Origin of the sequence: Nocardiopsis sinuspersici, from assembly GCF_001998325.1 — a bacterium.
GTDB classification, from domain to species: domain Bacteria; phylum Actinomycetota; class Actinomycetes; order Streptosporangiales; family Streptosporangiaceae; genus Nocardiopsis; species Nocardiopsis sinuspersici.
Window position 1 is genome coordinate 1,549,729 of the sequence record NZ_MCOK01000001.1, and the last position, 18,467, is coordinate 1,568,195.

The 18,467-nt window shown below is 73.5% G+C and carries 17 protein-coding genes; 8 read left to right on the top strand and 9 right to left on the bottom strand.

Annotated elements, in window-relative coordinates; all coding sequences use genetic code 11:
• Positions 1 to 121: 121 nt before the first annotated feature.
• The 4 genes from panD to NOSIN_RS06515 all read left to right on the top strand — a co-directional run bounded on the left by panD (position 122) and on the right by NOSIN_RS06515 (position 3,263).
• Entirely contained in the window at positions 122 to 526 is a 405-nt protein-coding gene (gene panD / locus NOSIN_RS06495) for an aspartate 1-decarboxylase (protein WP_077689867.1), read from the top strand.
• Between the two features lie 222 nt (positions 527 to 748).
• Positions 749 to 1,018, top strand: coding sequence for a hypothetical protein (locus tag NOSIN_RS06500; protein ID WP_077693448.1), 270 nt, complete (start codon positions 749 to 751; stop codon positions 1,016 to 1,018).
• A 74-nt stretch (positions 1,019 to 1,092) separates the two neighbouring features.
• On the top strand, positions 1,093 to 2,382 hold the full coding sequence (locus NOSIN_RS06505; RefSeq protein ID WP_077689868.1) for an MFS transporter: 1,290 nt from the start codon (positions 1,093 to 1,095) through the stop codon (positions 2,380 to 2,382).
• 371 nt (positions 2,383 to 2,753) lie between these two features.
• Positions 2,754 to 3,263, top strand: a complete 510-nt coding sequence (locus tag NOSIN_RS06515; protein WP_227015389.1) for a hypothetical protein — start codon at positions 2,754 to 2,756, stop codon at positions 3,261 to 3,263.
• Positions 3,264 to 3,353: 90 nt separating this feature from the next.
• Here the strand turns inward: NOSIN_RS06515 and NOSIN_RS06520 are convergent, their stop codons facing one another.
• From NOSIN_RS06520 to NOSIN_RS06535, 4 genes are all read right to left on the bottom strand, one after another.
• Positions 3,354 to 4,220, bottom strand: coding sequence for a (2Fe-2S)-binding protein (locus NOSIN_RS06520; protein ID WP_143832867.1), 867 nt, complete (start codon positions 4,218 to 4,220; stop codon positions 3,354 to 3,356).
• Between the two features lie 354 nt (positions 4,221 to 4,574).
• Positions 4,575 to 5,306: a DUF2306 domain-containing protein gene (locus tag NOSIN_RS06525; RefSeq protein WP_077689870.1), complete on the bottom strand. Its 732-nt coding sequence runs from the start codon at positions 5,304 to 5,306 to the stop codon at positions 4,575 to 4,577.
• A 167-nt stretch (positions 5,307 to 5,473) separates the two neighbouring features.
• A complete protein-coding gene (locus NOSIN_RS06530; RefSeq protein WP_077689871.1) occupies positions 5,474 to 6,343 on the bottom strand; it encodes an ABC transporter permease in 870 nt (289 codons plus the stop codon).
• Complete coding sequence (locus tag NOSIN_RS06535; protein ID WP_077689872.1) at positions 6,340 to 7,347, bottom strand: ATP-binding cassette domain-containing protein; 1,008 nt, start codon at positions 7,345 to 7,347, stop codon at positions 6,340 to 6,342. Before NOSIN_RS06535 ends, NOSIN_RS06530 begins: the two co-directional genes overlap by 4 nt.
• 100 nt (positions 7,348 to 7,447) lie before the next feature.
• Between NOSIN_RS06535 and NOSIN_RS06540 the strand changes: the two genes are divergently transcribed.
• Entirely contained in the window at positions 7,448 to 8,257 is an 810-nt protein-coding gene (locus NOSIN_RS06540) for a TetR/AcrR family transcriptional regulator (protein WP_077689873.1), read from the top strand.
• 140 nt (positions 8,258 to 8,397) lie between these two features.
• On the opposite strand, the gene NOSIN_RS06545 is transcribed toward NOSIN_RS06540, so the two are convergent.
• From NOSIN_RS06545 to NOSIN_RS06555, 3 genes are all read right to left on the bottom strand, one after another.
• The gene (locus NOSIN_RS06545; RefSeq protein WP_077689874.1) at positions 8,398 to 9,600 is read right to left on the bottom strand and encodes a JmjC domain-containing protein; all 1,203 of its coding nucleotides are present in this window, start codon (positions 9,598 to 9,600) and stop codon (positions 8,398 to 8,400) included.
• A 233-nt stretch (positions 9,601 to 9,833) separates the two neighbouring features.
• Entirely contained in the window at positions 9,834 to 11,909 is a 2,076-nt protein-coding gene (locus NOSIN_RS06550; RefSeq protein ID WP_077693449.1) for a prolyl oligopeptidase family serine peptidase, read from the bottom strand.
• 626 nt (positions 11,910 to 12,535) lie between these two features.
• Positions 12,536 to 13,750, bottom strand: coding sequence for an ABC transporter ATP-binding protein (locus tag NOSIN_RS06555; protein ID WP_077689875.1), 1,215 nt, complete (start codon positions 13,748 to 13,750; stop codon positions 12,536 to 12,538).
• 609 nt (positions 13,751 to 14,359) lie between these two features.
• Here NOSIN_RS06555 and lnt point away from each other — a divergent pair.
• Together lnt and NOSIN_RS06565 are read left to right on the top strand one after the other, a co-directional pair.
• Complete coding sequence (lnt, locus tag NOSIN_RS06560; RefSeq protein ID WP_077689876.1) at positions 14,360 to 16,051, top strand: apolipoprotein N-acyltransferase; 1,692 nt, start codon at positions 14,360 to 14,362, stop codon at positions 16,049 to 16,051.
• Positions 16,052 to 16,156: 105 nt separating this feature from the next.
• The gene (locus NOSIN_RS06565) at positions 16,157 to 16,720 is read left to right on the top strand and encodes an FxsA family protein (protein ID WP_077689877.1); all 564 of its coding nucleotides are present in this window, start codon (positions 16,157 to 16,159) and stop codon (positions 16,718 to 16,720) included.
• A 63-nt stretch (positions 16,721 to 16,783) separates the two neighbouring features.
• Here NOSIN_RS06565 and NOSIN_RS06570 read toward each other — a convergent pair whose 3' ends face one another.
• Positions 16,784 to 17,263 carry a nucleoside deaminase gene (locus NOSIN_RS06570; RefSeq protein ID WP_077689878.1) on the bottom strand — a complete coding sequence of 160 codons (480 nt, stop codon included), beginning with the start codon at positions 17,261 to 17,263 and terminating at the stop codon, positions 16,784 to 16,786.
• A gap of 213 nt (positions 17,264 to 17,476) precedes the next feature.
• Between NOSIN_RS06570 and NOSIN_RS06575 the strand changes: the two genes are divergently transcribed.
• Complete coding sequence (locus tag NOSIN_RS06575; RefSeq protein ID WP_309232816.1) at positions 17,477 to 18,199, top strand: class I SAM-dependent DNA methyltransferase; 723 nt, start codon at positions 17,477 to 17,479, stop codon at positions 18,197 to 18,199.
• Here the strand turns inward: NOSIN_RS06575 and NOSIN_RS06580 are convergent.
• Positions 18,184 to 18,381: a hypothetical protein gene (locus NOSIN_RS06580; RefSeq protein ID WP_077689880.1), complete on the bottom strand. Its 198-nt coding sequence runs from the start codon at positions 18,379 to 18,381 to the stop codon at positions 18,184 to 18,186. The genes NOSIN_RS06575 and NOSIN_RS06580 overlap by 16 nt on opposite strands.
• Positions 18,382 to 18,467: the final 86 nt, after the last annotated feature.

The following is an 18,467-nucleotide window of genomic DNA, read 5'->3' on the forward strand; positions in this document are numbered from 1 at the left end:
GGGATGTTGCGTGCGATGAAGGACCCCGGTGGCCGAAGCGGTACACGTGTGGGGCCATCATGGACAAACACGGGACCCCCGAGGCCTGTAGTTCGCCAGACACCTGAAAGAGGCTTGAGCAGTGCTGCGCACCCTCATCAACGGAAAGATCCACCGCGCCACGGTCACGCAGGCCGACCTGCACTACGTGGGGTCGGTCACGATCGACGCCGACCTGATGGACGCCGCCGACATCGTCGACGGCGAGCAGGTCCACATCGTCGATATCGACAACGGCGCCCGGCTGGTCACCTACGCGATCACCGGAGAGCGCGGCACGGGCGTCATCGGCATCAACGGTGCCGCCGCACGGCTGGTCAGCCCCGGCGACATGGTCATCGTCATCTCCTACGCCCAGTTGACCGAGGCCGAGCGGGCCGAGCACGTCCAGCACATCGTGCACGTGGACCGGGACAACAGGATCGTCGCCCTGGGCAACGACCCGGCCGAGCCGGTTCCGGACAGTGAGCTGGTCTCCGGCCGCTGAGCCCCCGCCACGGCGGGTGGGTGCCCGTGCCGACGCCGCGCGCGTCGGCGCGGGCACCTTCTTCCGGGGTGCTTCCCCGGGGCGCCGGAGACCGGCGCCCCGACCGGCGGAGTGCGGGAGCGGGAGCACGCCCGGCGGTCCGTGCAAGGGCCGTACGTCACCGGTGGCATGGCCGGTTCCGGCCTGGTGGGCCGCCCCGGTGCCGGGTATGTCCACATCGGCATGGACGAGACCGGAGACGAGGAACAGCGCAGGATCGCCGCACACGTCGAGTGGCAGAAGCAGGGCGCCTGGGTCGTCCTGTGGGGTCCCTACACCCGCTGCTTCTGGGCGTTCGCGTGCTGGCCGGTGGTTCCCGAGAGCGGGGTCGTCATCAGCGCGCACGACCCGCACGTCCTCTACTCCGAGATGCGCTACGTCGAACGCGAGCACGGCTTCCTGCGGTGGCGCTACGGGCGGGGCCGGGCGCCGCGTGTCCGTGATGGTGGGTAGACCGACATGGCCGTCGCACGGCGGCCGGGGCTAGGCTTCCTCCGTTGCATGGGACGAATCGGAAGGCAGGCCGCGTGTCGACACATACCGCTCAGCCGGGAGGGCGTCTCACCGAGGAGACGCGGTCCCGGCTCCAGCGCCGTACCGTCCTGGCCCTCATGCTCGCCCAGGTGGTCGGCGGCATCGGGATGGGCGCCATGCTCGCCGTGGGCGCGCTCATCGCGCTGGAGCTCACCGGATCCGACGCGTGGTCCGGCGCGGCCACCACCATGATCACCCTGGGCGCCGCGGTGTTCGCCCTCCCCCTGTCCTCGCTGGCCGCCCGGCACGGCCGCCGCCCCGGCCTCGCGACGGGCTGGGTGCTCGGCGCACTCGGAGGCACCGTCGTCATCGCCGCCACGGTGCTGGGCGTGTTCACGCTGTTCCTGGCGGGCATGGTGCTGGTCGGCGGCGGTACCGCCACCAACCTCCAGGCCCGCCACGCCGCCGCCGACCTGGCATCCGAGCGCAGCCGCGGCCGGGACCTGTCCATCGTGGTGTGGGCGACCACGATCGGCTCGGTGGCGGGCCCCAACCTGATCGGCCCCAGTGGAAGCGCGGCCGTCCTCCTCGGCCTGCCCGCGCTCCTGGGCCCGGTGCTGTTCACCACGGCCGGGTTCGCCCTGGGCGCGGTGCTGACGTTCGCGCTGCTGCGTCCCGACCCGCTGCTCGTGGCCACCGCGGCCCAGGCGCGCGAAGGCGCTCCCTCCGGCGTCCGGCTGTCCGTGGCCGGGACACTGCGGGTGATCGCGGCCAGCCCCGGCGCCCTGCTCGCCGTGGTCGGCATCGTGGCCAGCCACACGGTGATGGTCGCGGTCATGACCATGACCCCCGTGCACATGTCCCACCACGGCGCGGCGCTGACCGTGATCGGTCTGACCATCTCCCTGCACATCGCCGGGATGTACGCGCTGTCCCCGGTGGTGGGGTGGCTCACCGACCGGCTCGGCCGCGTCCCCCTGCTGCTGACGGGGCAGGCGGTCCTGCTGGTCGCGGCGGTGGTGTCGGGTACGGCCGGGCACGACGAGACCCTGGTGGCGGTCGGGCTGGTCCTGCTGGGCCTGGGGTGGTCGTTCGGCCTGGTGTCCGGGACGGCGCTGCTGGCCGAGTCCCTGTCGGCCGAGGTGCGTCCCCGTGCACAGGGGGTCAGCGACCTGGTCATGAACCTGGGCGGTGCCGCGGCCGGGGCGCTGTCGGGCGTGGTGATGTCCCTGTCGGGGTTCGGCGGCCTGAACCTTTTCGCGGCCCTGTTCACCGTGCCGGTGTCCGTGCTCGCCGTGCGCGCGCTCCTGGTCCGGCGGGACCGGGCTCCGCACGCCGGGTGAGCGCACGCGCGCGGCCCCGGCTCCGGGCCCGTGCGACACGCGCGGGTCTTTACCGGAAACGCCCCGTGATCTCCACGGAGATCCGTGTTCGCGTGGTTACCGTGCAGGTGTGATGTGCCTACCGACCCCGGTGGGCGGATTCCGCTGACGGAGGTGTGTTCCCAGTGTCCGACCGCGATGAGGGCGTACCGGGGGAGAGGCCGGGGCGGCACGAGGACCCGGTGAACCACCGTCCTCCGGAGGAGTGGCGTCCCGGTGATCCCGGCGACCCGATGGAAAGCGGCTCCCAGCCCCCCGGGGAGCCGCCGCACCGGTATCCCCACCACGAGCCCCCGACGGGTGGGCGCCCGGAACAGGAGGCTCCCGGGGGCTTGGGGGACCAGCCCGGGACGGGGCCGCGGTTCTCGGGGGCGCACGCCTACGGGGACCGGCACCCGACGGGCGCACCTCCCGAACCGGTGGGCGGTGAACTCTCCGAGGGGCCCAGCGGACCCGCCCAGGCCGGGTACGAGCACGCCGGATACGCACCCGGATACGGGGAGGCGGACTTCTCCGCTGCGGGCCCGGGCGCCTCCCCGCCCGGCGGAGAGCCGGAGAACTACAGTTCCGGCCAGGCGCCCGGCTACTCCGAGGCCGGTGGCTACCCCTCCGGCCAGGGCCCGGGATACGCCCCGGGGTCTGGAGCGGCCGGAGGTCACGGACAGGGATACGGGCAGGGGCCCGGCGGCGGGCAGTTCTACCCGCCCCAGGGCGGCTACGGCCCTCCGCCGACCCGGCCCACCCCCTGGGCCAAGATCCTGGGCATCGGCTGCGGAGTGCTCCTGCTCCTGCTGTTCCTCGTCGGAGGCTGCACGACGCTCTTGCTGTTCACCGCGGGATAGCGGCGGCGCCCGGGGAGGGGTCGACCGCGATCGGGGCCCTACGCGGGTGCGCGCCGGCCGGTGTACGCCGGGCCCGTGCGAAGGAGCGGGTCAGGGTGCCAGCGCGGGGTCGCGCAGCCACTCCGACAGGTCCTGCCGGCGCTCTCCGTCGCACTTGAGCGGACACGTGGTGCAGTACCCGTGCTCCGGGTCGCCCTTGTAGTCGAAACAGCAGGTGCCGCGCACCGCCCACGTCCCGCGCGGGTGCTCGGGGGCGAAGGGGAACAGGCGGGGCCGCCTGCGGGTCACCGCGCCGGCCTCGACCACCGCGTCCCCCAGCCGGGTGGCCAGATCCCAGGCCTGCTCGGCGTCCCGGCCCAGGTAGCGGGCCGGGTTGAGCATGTAGAAGTGCAGGGTGTCGAGCACCCAGCCCCACAGGGTGCGCTTGCCCGACCTGGAGTGCGCGTGCAGGGCGTCGATGAGGGGCTCGAACGTGGCGAACAGGGCCTGGGCGGCCGCCCGCAGCAGGGCGTCCTCGTCCTGGACGACCACGGTGGCCGGGTGGTCGGCCGCGGGGTCGTCCGGCAGGACCGCCACACGGGTGTCGACCGAGGCCGGTGTGCCGAACCGCGCCCGGGCGGTGTCCCAGGGCAGGTAGAGGGTGTCCGGGCCCAGCAGCGGGGCCCGTCCGGTCAGGTACAGCGACGCCGAGACCATGAAGATCGGTTCGCGCAGGGTGACCCGGAGGAAGTTGGTGGCGGCGGGCAGGCGGTGGCCGGGGCCGTGCTCGGTCCGCATCTTGTCGAACAGGACCGGCAGCGAGCCGTCCGAGGCCAGGACACCGGCCTGGTACCAGTGCACGGGACCCGCCGGGTCGGCCTGGGCCTCGACGTCCCGGTGGGAGAGCAGGTCGGGCAGCGGAGCGAACTTCAGTGGCGCACAGGCGCCACGGAGTGCGTCGAGCGGATCTGCAACCACCGCGTGAACCTGCCCTTCGTCGCACGATGCCGTCATGTCCGGAGTCCGTGTGGCCGCAGTGACCTCCGGGGGAGTGGGTGCATCTGCGCCTATTAAGTGAGGCTACCCTAACGCTCCCGCGGGTCGCAATGATCATGGGAGGAATCCGGGAGTGCGCAGGGCGGGTAGGGCACAGGCCCGAGCGGGTTCCCCTGCAAGGTGGGTGGTGTGGAACCCGGCAGCGGTGTCGGCTTTGTGAAGTATTTGCTGTTTGCGCGCAGAGATGGACGTGCCGGCTGGGACGGGGAGGAAGAGGACCTCTCCGCTCCCCGTCCCGGCGGGTGGCCGCCCGGCTCCGGCGTCCGGGCCGCCGGGTCAGGCGGTGGCGGCCCCCGTCCCCGGGCGCGGTCCGCGCGGGCGGCGGTACTTGATCCACCACTCGACGAAGAGCAGCGGGAGCACCCAGGACAGGAAGCTGCTCGCGGGGGCGATGGCCATGGCCATCGCGTCGGTGTCGCCGCCGAAGGTGGTGTCCAGCTGGGGTATCGCTATCAGGATGAACAGGAACACCACCGGGCGGTTCAGGGCGATCCCGAAGAGCAGTACGAAACTGCGCAGCATCCACTCGCGGTGCTCGGCGTAGCGGCGGCGCCGCGCCATCCGGTATCCCAGGACCGTGCACGACAGCCACAGGAGGGCCCACACGACGCTGCTGGCCTGCCCGGATATGCCGGTGTGGCTGAGCGGGGCGATGAGCAGGGCGGGAACGCCGACGAACGAGACGCCGAACATCACGTAGGTGCGTCCGCTCCAGCGGTGGACGGCCGGATGGCGTGCGCGCAGCCACGGCCACACCTGGAGGATCACCAGCAGGGTCAGGACCGCGCCGCCGAAGATGTGCGTGACCATCACCGGGTAGTGCCAGGGGACGTCCTCCCGGATCGGGAACCGGGCCGCCTCCGGGTCCAGTCCCGCGTACGGGGGCAGGGCGAAGCCCAGGAAGGCCAGGCTGAACAGGGCGAGCGGAAGGATCCAGGGACGCCGCCACCAGCGGGGGCCCGGGGGGTCGGCGGTCGGTGTCGGCGGGGCGGCGGCGGGTGCGGCCATGTCGGTTGCTCCTCTGCGCGGAACGGGGTCGGTGTGGGACGGCCGCGGCGCGGGACAGGGCTCGCGGGGGAGGGGGCACCGTGTGGTCGGGGCCGGTCTCCGACGCTCCGGCGCCGTGCGGGGAGGGTCGGCGCGGCTCCGCTCTCGCGGAGGCCGGACGGTCGGCGTCAGCGGCTGAGCCGCCGGAACCGGCGCACGGCCAGCGGGGTGACCAGGGCCATGAGGGCCACGGGCACGGCCACGGCCAGGAGCAGGGCGTTCTCCGCGGGCCAGGCGTCCGAGGGCGGCGACGGGTTGCCGAACAGGTCGCGGGTGGCGGTGACCACCGCCGACAGCGGGTTCCACTCGGCGACCGGGGCCAGCCAGGACGGCATGGCGGTGGAGGGGAGGAAGCTCGTCGAGAGCATGCTGAGCGGGAACGTCAAAGGGTAGACGACCATGCTCACGGAGTCGGGAGTGGGCAGCACCAGGCCCATCAGTACCCCCAGCCACACCAGGGACAGGCGGAAGAGCAGCAGCACACCGACGGCGGCCAGGGCCTCGCCGCCCCCGTCCTCGAAGCGCCATCCCATGGCGAACCCGACCAGGAGCAGCAGGACCACCTCCAGGCATGCGCGCGCCATGTCCGCCAGGGCACGCGCGCCGAGCAGGGCCACCGGGGACATGGGCATGGACCGGAACCGGCTCATCACGTCCCGGGAGGTGTCGCGGGCGATGCCCGAGGCGGTCCCGCCGATCCCGTAGAGCATGACCATCGCCAGCATCGCCGGTACCAGGAACTCCTGGTAGCTCTCCGTGCCGGGCGGGGCCATCACGTTCCCGAAGACGTAGCCGAACAGCAGCACCATCACCACCGGCATGGTGATCGCGATGACCGGCTCGAACGGGTCGCGGACCATGTGCCGGAGGTTGCGCCGGGTCAGCACCAGGGTGTCGGCGGCGGTCTTGCGCGGGCGCCGGCCGCGCGTGAGCCGACGCGGCGGGCCCTCGCCGGCGCCCGGGCGGTGCCGGTCGCCCACGGGGGTGGTGGAGCTCATCGGGGTACCTCCGATCGGACGGCGTGGTCGCTCTGGTGGTCGGTGGCCCCACGGTCGGTGGCGGGCGCGCCGGTCAGGCCGAGGAAGACCTCGTCCAGGCTCGGGCGGCGCACACCGACGTCCTCCACCTGGAGGCCGGAGCCGTCCAGGGCGCGCACAGCACGCGTGAGCGCCTCCATGCGGTCCTCGGCCGGAACGCTGACGCGCTGCTCCTCGCGGTGCACGGTGGCCCGGGCGGCCACGGCGGTGCCCAGGAGCTCGGCGGCGGCGGCCAGGTCGGCGGGGTCGCGCACGACCACGTCGAGGCGGTCGCCGCCCACCTGGGTCTTGAGGGAGCCGGGGGTGCCCTCGGCGATGACGCGGCCGCGGTCCATGACGGCGACGGTGTCGGCGAGCTGGTCGGCCTCCTCCATGTACTGGGTGGTGAGCAGCACGGTCGTGCCGGAGGAGGCCAGGGAGCGCACCGACTCCCAGACCCGGAGGCGGCTGCGCGGGTCCAGCCCGGTGGTGGGCTCGTCCAGGAACAGGACGCTGGGCTCCTGGATGAGGCTGACGGCCAGGTCCAGGCGTCGCCGCATGCCGCCGGAGTAGCCGTCGGCGCGCCGGTCGGCGGCCTCGGCGAGGTCGAAGCGCCCCAGCAGGGCCTCGGCGCGCTCGTCGGCGCCGCGGGCGCCGAGACCGTACAGGCGGCCGAACATGACGAGGTTCTCGCGGCCGGTGAGGAGCTCGTCGACCGAGGCGTACTGGCCCGTCAGACCGATCTCGGGGCGTACGCGGTCGGCTTGGTCGACCACGTCGTAACCGGCGACGGAGGCCCGCCCGGAGTCGGGGCGCAGCAGTGTGGCCAGGACGCGGACGGCGGTGGTCTTGCCCGCGCCGTTGGGGCCGAGCAGGCCGAGCACGGTCCCCGCCCGGACGGTCAGGTCGAGGCCGTCCAGGGCCCGGGTGGTGCCGTAACTCTTGCGCAGTCCCTCGGCGCTGATGGCCGGGGCCGTGTGGGGCATGGCAGTGTGCTCCATAAACTGTTTATCTCATACACGTATAAGTGTAAGTAATACACAGATCTAGGATGGTGTCAACGACGCAGTCGAAGACGGGTGGGGCATGGCGGCCGAGCAGCGTAGGACGAACCGGATGGAGCGCGAGATGGAGCTCCTGTGGGGGCTCGACCGGTCCGAGCCAAGACGGGGGCCCAAGCCCGGACTCAGCAGGGGGTCGGTCGTGGCGGCGGCGGTCGCCCTCGCCGACGCCGAGGGCCTGGAGGCCGTCTCCATGCAGCGGGTGGCCAAGGAGCTGGGCTACACGACCATGTCGCTGTACCGGTACGTGGACAGCAAGGAGGACATGCTCGCCCTCATGGGCGACGCGGTCATGGACGTGGAGCCCCCCGCGCCGCGTGAGGACGGCGACTGGCGGGCCGGTGTGGAGGAGTGGGCGCACGGGGTGACGAACGTGTACCGCCTGCACCCGTGGTCGGTCTACCTTCCCCTGAGCGGACCGCCCAGCGGGCCCAACGGGCTCCGGTGGATGGAGTCGGGTCTGCGCGAGCTGGTCGCCTCCGGGCTGGAGACCGGCCCGGCGGTCCAGATCCTGACGATGCTGTCCGCCGCCGCACGCGAGACGCTGCGCATCGAGCTGGAGATGGGCCGCGCGGCCAGGGAGACGGGATCCACCATGGCCGACATCGGGCGCGACTACAGCACGGGCCTGCGCCGGGTCGTCACCGAGGAGAGGTTCCCCACGATCGCCCGGCTGCTCCGGGAGGGCGCGCTGGAGGAGGAGCCCCCGCCCGGGAGCGCGGACGGTGTGGCCGGACCCGTGGACGACATGCACTTCGCCGTCCGCCGGCTCCTGGATGGTATCGAGGCGTATGTGGAGCGCCGGCGCGCGGCCGGGGCCCCGGAGCGGGACTGAGGGCGCGGCGGGCCCCGGGGCGCACAGCGGGCTGGAGGGCAGGGCGGAGCCCGGAGTGCGGGAGCGCGGCGGGAAGCCCCCGGTCCATGGCGGACCCGGTCCGGGCGTTCGGGCCGGGCCGTGTTCCCGCCCGTGGACGACTACCGCACCAGTACCAGGTGGTGCCTCGACAGCACGGACACGATCTGCGCCGCCCTCTCGACCTCCACGTCCGCGTGTCCGGCCAGCTCGGCCACCGTCAGTGTCCGGTGCTCGGCGATCGCCTCCAGAACCGGACCGACCGCGGCCGGGAACCGGTACCGGCGCCCGCCCACCGTCACCGCCACCCTCTCGCCCTCACGGGACAGCGGCGGCGGCAGGATCGGCACGAACTCCACCCGGGCGTCGGCGGGCGGCGCGCCCTCCTCCACAGGCCAGGGCAGGGAGAACGAGGTCCGGCGCGGGAAGCGGGCGTCCCGCTCGGTCAGGAAGCCGTCCACGTCCAGCTCCTCGGCCAGTTCGGCCACCCGCGCGGCCAGTTCGCCCTGGTGCTTGCGCCGCACCTCCGGTTCGGCGAAGCGCGGCAGGTCCCGGCGGAAGACCTCCTCCTCGAACAGCCGCCGTACCAGCGCCTCCGCCCACTCCACCCCGGTCGCCCGGGTGAAGCCGAAGGTCAGGTGCATGCTCACCTCGCCGGTCCCGGTCACCGTGTGCCACCAGCCGCGCGGCACGTGGACGACCTGTCCCGGCCGCAGCACGCCCTCCCACACCAGGTGCAGCTCGCCGTCGGCGTCGCGCGGAGGCGTGTGGGTGTGGTCCACGTCGTTCTTCATCGGGTACGGGCGCGACCCCGGACCGTGCACCTGCCAGTGCTTGGTGCCCTCCACCTGCACGATCACCGTGTCGTGGTCGTCCCAGTGGGTGTCGAAGCCGCGCGACTCGCCCCAGATCAGGTACAGGTTGGCCTGCGCGCGCTCGCGCACCAGCCGCATCAGGTCGTCGGCCGCCGCGCCCACCGGCGGATGCATCCGGTCCAGGCTGTCCAGGACCAGGCTCGCCCCCGCCCGCAGCTCCCGGTACAGGGCCTCGGGGCGTACCACCCGCCGCGCGTTGCGCGAGGAGGCCGCGGTCTCGGTGTAGCGGTCGACCGGGACCGGCGACCCGTCGCGGTGCAGGCGCAGCCTCGGCGGCTCGGGGGAACAGGTGGCCAGCAGCTCGTTGAGGTCGTCGAAGGTCAGCAGCGAGCGCACCGCGTCCGCGCCCAGGTCGGCGAAGACGAACTCCTCCGACAGGCGTGTGGTGAGGGCTTCCCGGCCCACGACGTCGCACAGGGTCCGGGTGAACAGGTGGCCGGGATCGGTCATGGCGTGTCCTTTCCGCGCACGGTGAGGGCCCCGCCCGGCCAGGGGGGACCGGGCCGGGCGGGACGTCGGTCAGATGAAGTCGGAACTGGAGTCGGTGCCGTCGTTGTCGCCGCCCGCGGTGATATCGCGGGAGGTCACCTCCGCCAGGTCCTCGACCTCGACCTCGATCGGGTCCATACGCACCACACCTCGCTTTCTGTGTGCCGTTTCTCTTGTCAGGACCGCACCGGCGCTCAGCGTGGTGACAGCCCCGTTCGGTGGGCCGCGAACGCGTGTGCGTCGGCGGCCAGTCCCACCGCACGGCCGACCGCGCGCGGGCCGTGGCCCACGTCGCGCTCGTACCGGAGCAGGACCGGTGGACGCCCCTCCTCCCGCGCCGCCGCCAGCAGGGCCGCGCACATCTTGCGCGGGTGGGCGGCGTCGGTGCGGGTGTCACCGTGGAAGCCGGCGAGCAGGACGCTGGGGAAGCGCCGCCCGGGCGCGTGCACCGCACTGTCCAGCGCACGGTGGTAGGGGGAGTAGGACATCAGGGCGGCGAAGTCGTCGGGGTCGGAGGCGGTGCCGAACTCGCGGGTCCACATGCGGCCCAGCCCCATCCGCTCGAAGCGGGCCATGTCCGCGAGCGGGGCGGAGGCGATCACCGACCCGCACAGGTCGGGGCGCGCGGTCGCGGCGGCCAGGACGAGCAGCCCTCCCGCCGATCCGCCCGACAGGCACAGCTGGCGGCGTGTGCACAGCCCCGCCGAGACCAGGGCGTCCGCGGCGGCGACCAGGTCCTCCACGGCACGCGGCTTGGCGCGGCCGGAGCCGGCCAGGTGCCACTCGCGGCCCGCGTCACCCCCTCCGCGCACGTGGGCGACCGCGTACCGGCCGCCCGAGAGCAGCCAGGCCAGCACGGTCGCGCTGAAGCCGAACTGGCGGGGGCGCCCGAAACCGCCGTAGGCGTGCAGGAGGGTCGGCCCCCCACCGCCCGCGACGGCGAACACGGTCACCGGGACCCGCGTGCCGTCCTCGGAGCGGCACCAGAGCACCGTGCGCTCCACGGCGGGGGAGTCCCGCTCCCCGGACGCACCGGGCGGCCACGGCCGGGGAACGCGCTCTCCCGGCGGCAGGCACAGGACCCGCTGCTGGGCGGCCACGTCCGCGTACCCCAGGTACACCGATCCGTCGGGAGCGGCCTCCGGGGCGCTGACCATGCCCTGTCCGGGCAGGTCCACCGCGTGCAGCGGCGCACCCGAGCGGGCGTCGTGCACGGCGGCCTCGCTGATCCCCAGGCGTGTGCGCGACACGAACAGCGCCGGACCGCCTCCGGGGCCGCCAGGGCACGGTGCGAAGGCGTCCAGGGTCGCGCCGCGCTCCTCGGGCACCACCTCGCGCCAGTGCTCCGTCCCCGGCTCCTCGGGGGAGACCGAGCAGATCCGCCGCCACGGCGCACCCAGGGTGGTGCGCAGGTACAGCAGGCCGTCGGGCCCCAGCCGGGCCTCGGTCTCCTCCTCGGCGCCCACCTGGACGGGGCGCAGCACGGGGCGTTCCGGCGCGTCGGCGGCCAGGTCGGCCAGCCACAGGTCGGTGCGGTGCCCGGTGCCGTGGCTCTCGGTCACCAGCAGCCACCTGCGGCCCAGGACCCGCACCCCGGGCACGGTGCCGGACGCCGTGCAGGTGTGGATGAGCGCCTCGGCGCCGTCGGCGACCCGGCGCAGCCACACGCCGCGTACGCCCTGCCCACCGTCGCGGCGCACGTAGTAGAAGGAGGGCGTGCCCCCGGGCACCCACGCCACGTGGGAGTAGCGCACCTCCGGCACGGGCGGGCCCGCCGGCGTGCCGGTGCCGGTACGCAGCACGCGCAGACCACCGCGCTCCACGCCCCCGGAGGAGGTCTGCACCGCCACCAGGCCCCCGTCGGGGCTGGGCTCCCAGGCGTCCAGGGTGGTGCGCCCGCCGGGGTCCTCCTCGGCGGGGTCGTACAGGGTGCGCGGCGGGCCGTCCCCGGCCAGGACGACCAGGCGCGGGTGCTCGGTCCCGGAGGGGCGCACGGTGGCGAAGGCCGCTCCGGGCCGGTGGACCGGGGGACTCCACAGGTCGGTGTCCACCAGCGAGCGGATGAGCGACGCCAGGCGTGCGCGCAGGGGCCAGGTGGCCGCCTCGCGCTCGTACTCGCGGCTCCGCTCCTCCAGCCAGCGCAGGGTCTCGGGGGAGTCCGCGGCCTCCAACCACCGGTAGGGATCGGGTACGGCCCGGCCGTGCAGTGTGTCGACGACGGACACCGGGTCGGGGGCGAAGGCGGCTCCGGGGGCTCGGTTGCGCACCATCACATCGTTGGTGCGGTCTGAGCCGGTGGTCAAGCAACAGATCCCTTGCCCCCGGGCACACGGCTGTGTCCCCAAGGCAAGGTTTGTCGGTGCACGACCCGGGAAGCACACCGGCCTTCCTCGGGTCGGCGCCTGGGCCCTGCCGGGTGGACTCGGTCCCGTGCGCTGGGGGCGGTGAGGGCGCCGACGGGGTTCTGGAGGATTCGTAGGTGGGGCTGCGAGGCACGAGCCGCCATACCGGAGGATCCGAAGGTTCCCGTACCTTCGGCGCCCGAGCGCGAGGCGAGGCGCAGCGCAGCCTCAAAGACGACACAGTGAGGGCGCCGACGGGGTTCTGGAGGTCCCGCAGGTGCGCCCGTGAGGTACGAGCGGGTGCACCGCAGGGGCCGAAGGTTCCCGTACCTTCGGCGTCCGGGCGCGAGGCGAGGCGCGGCGGAGCCTCAAAAACAAAACAGCGAGGGCGCCGACGGGGCTGCCGTACCTGCGGCGTCCGGGCGCGAGGCGAGGCGCGGCGGAGCCTCAAGGGAACACCGCCCGGCCCGGTCATCCGGTGGACGGACGCAGGAGACCGCCCCGCCTGGTCCCGGAAGGAGGGAAAGGACCCGGCGGGGCGGCCGTGGGGCGACCTAGAAGTTGTCCGGGTGGCCGATGGCCAGTCCGCTCTCCTGGTCGAAGAAGTGCAGCTGGCTCACGTCCACCGACAGGTTGACCGTCTTGCCCGGGCGCACGTCGCTGCGTGGGCTCACGCGGGCCGTGAACTGCGTCTGGCTGCCGCCCAGCGGCATACCGCTCTCGCCGCCCTCCTCGCCCGCGGCGTCCTTGGCCAGGGCGGCGGCGTCCTCGTGGCGCACCGGCGGGGCGTCGACGCCGAAGATCACGTTGATCTCCGTGCCCAGCTCCTCGGTCACGCCCGCGGTCACCTGGATCTTCGGGTCGCTGCTGCCGTCGAGGTCGGCGTCGTTGAAGTCCGAGGGACGGATGCCCAGGATGATGCTCTTCCCCAGGTACTCGCGCAGGTTCCGGCGCGAGTCCAGGACGCTCGCCGGGACGGGGAGCTTGTGGTCGGCGAAGGTGAGCACCGCGTCGTCGCCCTCGGCGACCAGCCGGGCGTCGACGAAGTTCATCGCCGGGGAGCCGATGAACCCGGCCACGAACAGGTTGACGGGGGCGTCGAAGAGGCGCTTGGGGGTGTCCACCTGCTGCAGGCGTCCGTCGCGCAGCACCGCGACCCGGTCGCCGAGGGTCATCGCCTCGATCTGGTCGTGGGTGACGTAGACGGTGGTGACGCCCAGGCGCTCGTGGAGCTGGTTGAGGGAGGCGCGCATCTGCACGCGCAGCTTCGCGTCCAGGTTGGACAGCGGCTCGTCCATGAGGAACGCGCGCGGCTCGCGCACGATCGCGCGGCCCATGGCCACACGCTGGCGCTGGCCGCCGGAGAGCGCGCCCGGCTTGCGCTTGAGGTAGGGCTCCAGGCCCAGCATCTCGGCCGCGTCCTTCACGCGGCGCGCGATCTCGGGCTTGGGGACCTTGCGCAGCTTCAGGCCGAAGGCCAGGTTCTGCTCGACGCTCATGTGGGGGTAGAGCGCGTAGTTCTGGAAGACCATCGCGATGTCGCGGTCCTTGGGCGGACGGTCGTTGACGATCTCGTCGCCGATGACCAGCGTGCCCGCCGAGATCTCCTCCAGACCCGCGATCATGCGCAGCGCGGTGGACTTGCCGCAGCCGGAGGGGCCGACGAGCACCATGAACTCGCCGTCCTCGATCTTCAGGTTCAGGTTGTCGACGGCCTTGACGTCGCCGCCGTAGATCTTGTCAACACCCTCAAGGGCGATCTCCGCCATGGTTGTCAGCTCCCGGGCCGGGTTCGAGGTGATGGTGACGCGAGTCTCGGAAGGTCCGTGCCACCGGACCTGGGTCTTTCGAAGTTGATCGAACCAGGTCGCTCTGCTGATCACATCAGACAGGATTCTGATCGAAAAGTCCATACTTGGGTCGATGTCGATCTGGTTGCGGGCAGGCGCGCACCCCGTCCGCTCGGCTGGCGTGGCGGCCCCAGGTGCGTTAGCCTGTCCGACGGTTCATCACTTTCTTCCCTTCACGCCCTCGGGGCGGCGGCCACGACACGGCCGCCGGGTTGAGGCATCGGGTCGGGGAGTCTGGGTAACCTAACGACCAGTCCAGCACTGGACGGACCGGTTGTGCGGCCCCCACTCGTCCGATTGGACGCTGCATCACGCACCAGGTGCGGTTGGGATCGGGTGAGGGGTGGAGTACCGCGACCGGGCGGGGGGTTGGACCCGGAAAAGGCCCGAACATCCAGTAGACAACGGTCTTCCGAGCTCGCCGCCGACGGGACGGAGCCGGTCCGAAGGGTGGCTCGGGCCTTTTCCGCGTCCCCCCATATGCTGACCGCGAGCACTTCACCAGCCAGCGGAAAGCGAGCACCCCACGTGGTTGCCGAGCACACCGAGCAGGGCGACGTCCCCGGCTCCGACAAACCCTCGCCGGAACCGGTGGGGCGGGAGCGGACGGCGACCCCGACACGCTCCCCCGCCTTCGCCCTGGCTCCGGGACACCGCTGGGGGCGCGGCGACCTCGTGTGGCGGGTGCTCGCCGCGGCCGGCTCCGGCCTGGCCCAGCTCCTGGCCCTGCCGCCCCACGGCCTGTGGTGGCTGGGGCCGCTCAGCGCCGCCCTGCTCGCCTTCGCCGTCGCCGGGACCCGCGTGCGCCGCGCCGCCTGGCTCGGGGTCCTGTCCGGGGCCACGCTCATGGTCCCCCTGGTGCGGTGGCAGGACATCTTCGGTGTCGACGTGTGGCTGCTCATCGCCTCCGCCGAGACCGCCTACTTCCTTCCCATGGCGATGGGCCTGGCGCTGGTCACGCGCCTGCCCGCCTGGCCGCTGTGGACCGCCGCCCTGTGGGTGGCCCAGGAGGCCGTGCGCGCCCGCTGGCCGCTGGGCGGCTTCCCCTGGGGCAAGCTCGCCTTCGCCCAGCCGGACACGCCCTTCGTCGGCTACGCGGCCCTGGGATCCTCCGCGCTGGTGACCTTCTCCGTCGCCCTCACCGGCGGCCTGCTGCTGTGGAGCGTGCTGCACGCCGCCTCCGCCCGAGGGGCCGTGCGCGGTGACCGGTCGGACCGGAGCGGCCGGAGCGCACCGGCGCACCTGGGCCTGGCCGCCGTCGGCCTCGCCGCCGGCGCCGCGGTCGTCGCGGGCGGCACGCCGGCCCCCGCGCTCGGCCGCCCCGCCGTCGCCGACACCGTCACCGTCGGCATGGTCCAGGGCAACGTGCCGGGCGTCGGAGAGATGTCCATCCTCGGCGAGCGCATGCAGGTCCTCGACAACCACGCCGACGGGGTCCACGAACTCGCCGACGCCGTCCGCGCCGGGGAGTACCCCCGGCCCGACATGGTGCTGCTGCCCGAGAACGCCAGCGACATCGACCCCTTCCGCGACCCCGTCGCCCGGGAGGTCATCGACGCGGCCGCCGACGACATGGGCGTCCCCCTGCTGTGGGGCATGAGCCGCTTCAACGACGACGGCACCCGCCACGTCAGCAGCGTGGTCTGGAACCCCGGGACCGGCCCGGGGCAGGTCTACGACAAGCGCTACCTCGTGCCCTTCGGCGAGTACGTCCCCTACCGCGACTTCTTCACGCGGTTCGTGGACCGCCTGCAACAGGTCGGATCCGACGCCGTCCCCGGCACCGAGCCCGGCGCGCTGGACGTGGCCGGCACCACCCTGGCCGTCGGCATCTGCTTCGACGTGGCCTTCGACCTGCCCGTACGCGAGGCGGTGGCCGAGGGCGGACAGATCATCGTGGTCCCCACCAACAACGCCAACTACAACTTCACCGGCCAGACCAACCAGCAGCTGGCCATCACCCAGCTGCGGGCCGTCGAGCACGGGCGCCCGGCGGTGGTCGTCTCCACCAGCGGCGTCAGTGCCGTGGTCGAGCCCGACGGGACCCTGGCCTACACCTCGGAGGAGGCCGTGGCCGACATCCACGTCGCCGAGCTGGAGGCCATGGAGGGCACGACCGTCGCCACCCGGCTCGGCGCGGCCCCCGAGGCGCTGCTGAGCGCGCTGGGCCTGGCCGCTGTGGCCGCCGCCGTGGTCATCGGCCGCCGCCGTCGCGCCTGACCGCCTGTTCGCCCGCGGCGTCGGGGGCGAAGGGAACCCTGGAGCCCGCGCGTGCGTTCTCCAGAGTGGGGAGGACCCGGCCGACGACCCTGAGGATGGTTCCGCATGCCGCTGCTGACAGTGCTGGCGCTGATGGCGCTGCCGTTCGTGGAAGTGTGGCTGATGATCGCGGTCGGCGGCTGGATCGGGGTGCCGTGGACACTGGCGGCCCTGGTCTCGCTCCTGGTCCTGGGCGTGGCCGTGCTGCGCCGGGCCGGGACCAGGGCCTTCCGGGATGCGGACGGGGCCCTGCGGTCGGGTGAGCCGCCGCGCGGCGGCCTGCTCGACCCGCTCATGCTGATGGCGGGCGGCATCCTGCTCGTCGTCCCCGGGTTCGTCACCGCCGTGCTCGGCCTGCTGATGGTCCTGCCCTTCACCCGGCCCGCCCTGCGCTGGGCGTTCGCCGGATGGGCGCAGCGGCGTGTGAGGCGGATGCAGGAGCGGATGGAGGAGGAGTTCGTCGTCCGGGGCTCCGGCGCTCCCGGCGCCCCCGGGCAGGGACCCTTCGGCGGCACGGGCGAGCCCTTCGGCCGCCGCCCCGGCGCCGGCGGCGAGGCCTCCCCACCGAACCGGGGCCGCGTCATCCGGGGCAGCTTCGAACCCGAGGACCCCGACGACACCGGGCACTGAGCCCTCCCGGCCGCGCACCGGAAGGGCGCGGGCGCGCCGCGGCGGCGCCTTCCGGGCCGGCCGTCACGACCGGCCGTGGAAACGGGCCTGGAGCCCGCGCACCTCCTCTGACAGGGAGTCCACCGGTCCCTCCACCACGGCTCCCGGCACGATCTCGCCCACCGGCAGCGCCCGTACCGGAGCAGGGGGCACGCCCCACTCCTCCAGCCACGAGACCAGCTGCGCCGAGGAACTGGCGTACACGATCCGGCCCAGGCCCGCCCACCCGTGCGCGGCCGAGCACATGGGACAGTGCTCGCCCGAGGTGTAGACGGTCGCCGCCGCGCGTTCGGCGATGGTCATACGGGTCGTCGACCACCGGGCGATCGCGAACTCCGGGTGCTGGGTCCTGTCGCCGCCGGCGACGTGGTTGTGGTCCTCGAAGAGCACGGCCCCGTCCGCGCCCACCAGCACCGAGCCGAACGGCTCGTCTCCCGACTCCAGTGCCCGGGCGGCCAGTTCCACCGCGCGCCCCAGGTGCCGCAGGTCGGTGTCGTCCACCATGGTGCCTCCTCTGCTCCGACGCGAGACTACCGGCCCGGCCCCGACGCCTGTGCGCGCTCGTGAAGGGGCCCGGAGGCACGCGGAGGCGGGCGGGACCGAACGGCCCCCCGTGTCCCGGCCCGTGGGCGGGGCCGACCGCGCCAGAGCGGGGTCCGGGCCGTGGACGACACCTCATGCGGGCCCTGTTCCGGAGATACTGGTCGGATGTGCGCCATGCCCGACCACGCAGAACCAGAACCCTCCTTCCTGGCCGCCACCCGCGTCTCATACGACACCGTGGCCGAGGACTACGACGAACTCGCCCGCGACGAGCTCGCGGGCAAGCCGCTGGACCGGGCGCTGCTCGCCCTGTTCGCCGAACTCGTGCGGGCCCGGGGCGGCCCCGTCGCCGACGTGGGGTGCGGGACGGGCAGGAACACCGCCCACCTGCGCGGTCTGGGCCTGGACGTGTCCGGGGTCGACCTGTCACCGGGGATGCTGGAGGTGGCCCGCCGCACCCACCCGGAGCTGCGCTTCACCGAGGGCTCGATGACCGACCTGGACCTGCCCGAGGCCTCCCTGGGCGGGATCGTGGCCATGTACTCCACCATCCACGTGCCGCTGGAGCTGCTGCCGCGGGTGTTCGCGGGCTTCCACCGCGCCCTGGCCCCGGGCGGCCAGGCGCTGGTGGTGTTCCAGGAGGGCGAGGAGCCGCCGCTGCGGCTGGAGGGGGCCTTCGGGCACGCCGTCTCGCTCGACTTCCACCGGCGCCCCCTGGAGCGGATCGCGGGCCTGCTGGAGGAGGCCGGGCTGGCCGTGCACACCCGCGTGCTACGGGAGCCGGAGGGCCCGGAGACCACCCGGCAGGCCTACCTGGTCGCCCGCAGGCCGGTCCCCGGGGAACCGCCCGCGGGCGTCGGCCACCCCGCGAGGGCGGTCCGTCAGGCCGGACCGTAGTCGAGGTCGTACAGGGCGCCGTCGTTGTCGAAGGTCAGGGCTGCGCTGGTCCCGTCGACGACGTCGGCGCCGAGGAGGTCGTCTCCGTCGGGTGAGTCGGACTCGTACAGGAACACCTTCTTGCCGCTGCTCGTCTTCCGGTTGACCGGCATCCTGGCGGGGGAGTCGTGGTCACAGTCCACCGAGTCCGCGGACGACCAGATCCTCCTGCCGTCGACGACGAGGTAGACCTCGTCCCCGTCCGCGCCGGACGGATCCGGCGCGGACG

What these genes read in the sequence shown, in the direction of transcription:
- NOSIN_RS06570 (WP_077689878.1), bottom strand. Translation starts at nt 17,263, where the DNA reads ATGGTGGACGACACCGACCTGCGGCACCTGGGGCGCGCGGTGGAACTG.
- NOSIN_RS06555 (WP_077689875.1), bottom strand. Translation starts at nt 13,750, where the DNA reads ATGGCGGAGATCGCCCTTGAGGGTGTTGACAAGATCTACGGCGGCGAC.
- NOSIN_RS06500 (WP_077693448.1), top strand. Translation starts at nt 749, where the DNA reads ATGGACGAGACCGGAGACGAGGAACAGCGCAGGATCGCCGCACACGTC.
- NOSIN_RS06575 (WP_309232816.1), top strand. Translation starts at nt 17,477, where the DNA reads ATGCCCGACCACGCAGAACCAGAACCCTCCTTCCTGGCCGCCACCCGC.
- NOSIN_RS06540 (WP_077689873.1), top strand. Translation starts at nt 7,448, where the DNA reads ATGGCGGCCGAGCAGCGTAGGACGAACCGGATGGAGCGCGAGATGGAG.
- NOSIN_RS06525 (WP_077689870.1), bottom strand. Translation starts at nt 5,306, where the DNA reads ATGGCCGCACCCGCCGCCGCCCCGCCGACACCGACCGCCGACCCCCCG.
- NOSIN_RS06565 (WP_077689877.1), top strand. Translation starts at nt 16,157, where the DNA reads ATGCCGCTGCTGACAGTGCTGGCGCTGATGGCGCTGCCGTTCGTGGAA.
- NOSIN_RS06535 (WP_077689872.1), bottom strand. Translation starts at nt 7,347, where the DNA reads ATGCCCCACACGGCCCCGGCCATCAGCGCCGAGGGACTGCGCAAGAGT.
- NOSIN_RS06530 (WP_077689871.1), bottom strand. Translation starts at nt 6,343, where the DNA reads ATGAGCTCCACCACCCCCGTGGGCGACCGGCACCGCCCGGGCGCCGGC.
- NOSIN_RS06550 (WP_077693449.1), bottom strand. Translation starts at nt 11,909, where the DNA reads ATGGTGCGCAACCGAGCCCCCGGAGCCGCCTTCGCCCCCGACCCGGTG.
- NOSIN_RS06545 (WP_077689874.1), bottom strand. Translation starts at nt 9,600, where the DNA reads ATGACCGATCCCGGCCACCTGTTCACCCGGACCCTGTGCGACGTCGTG.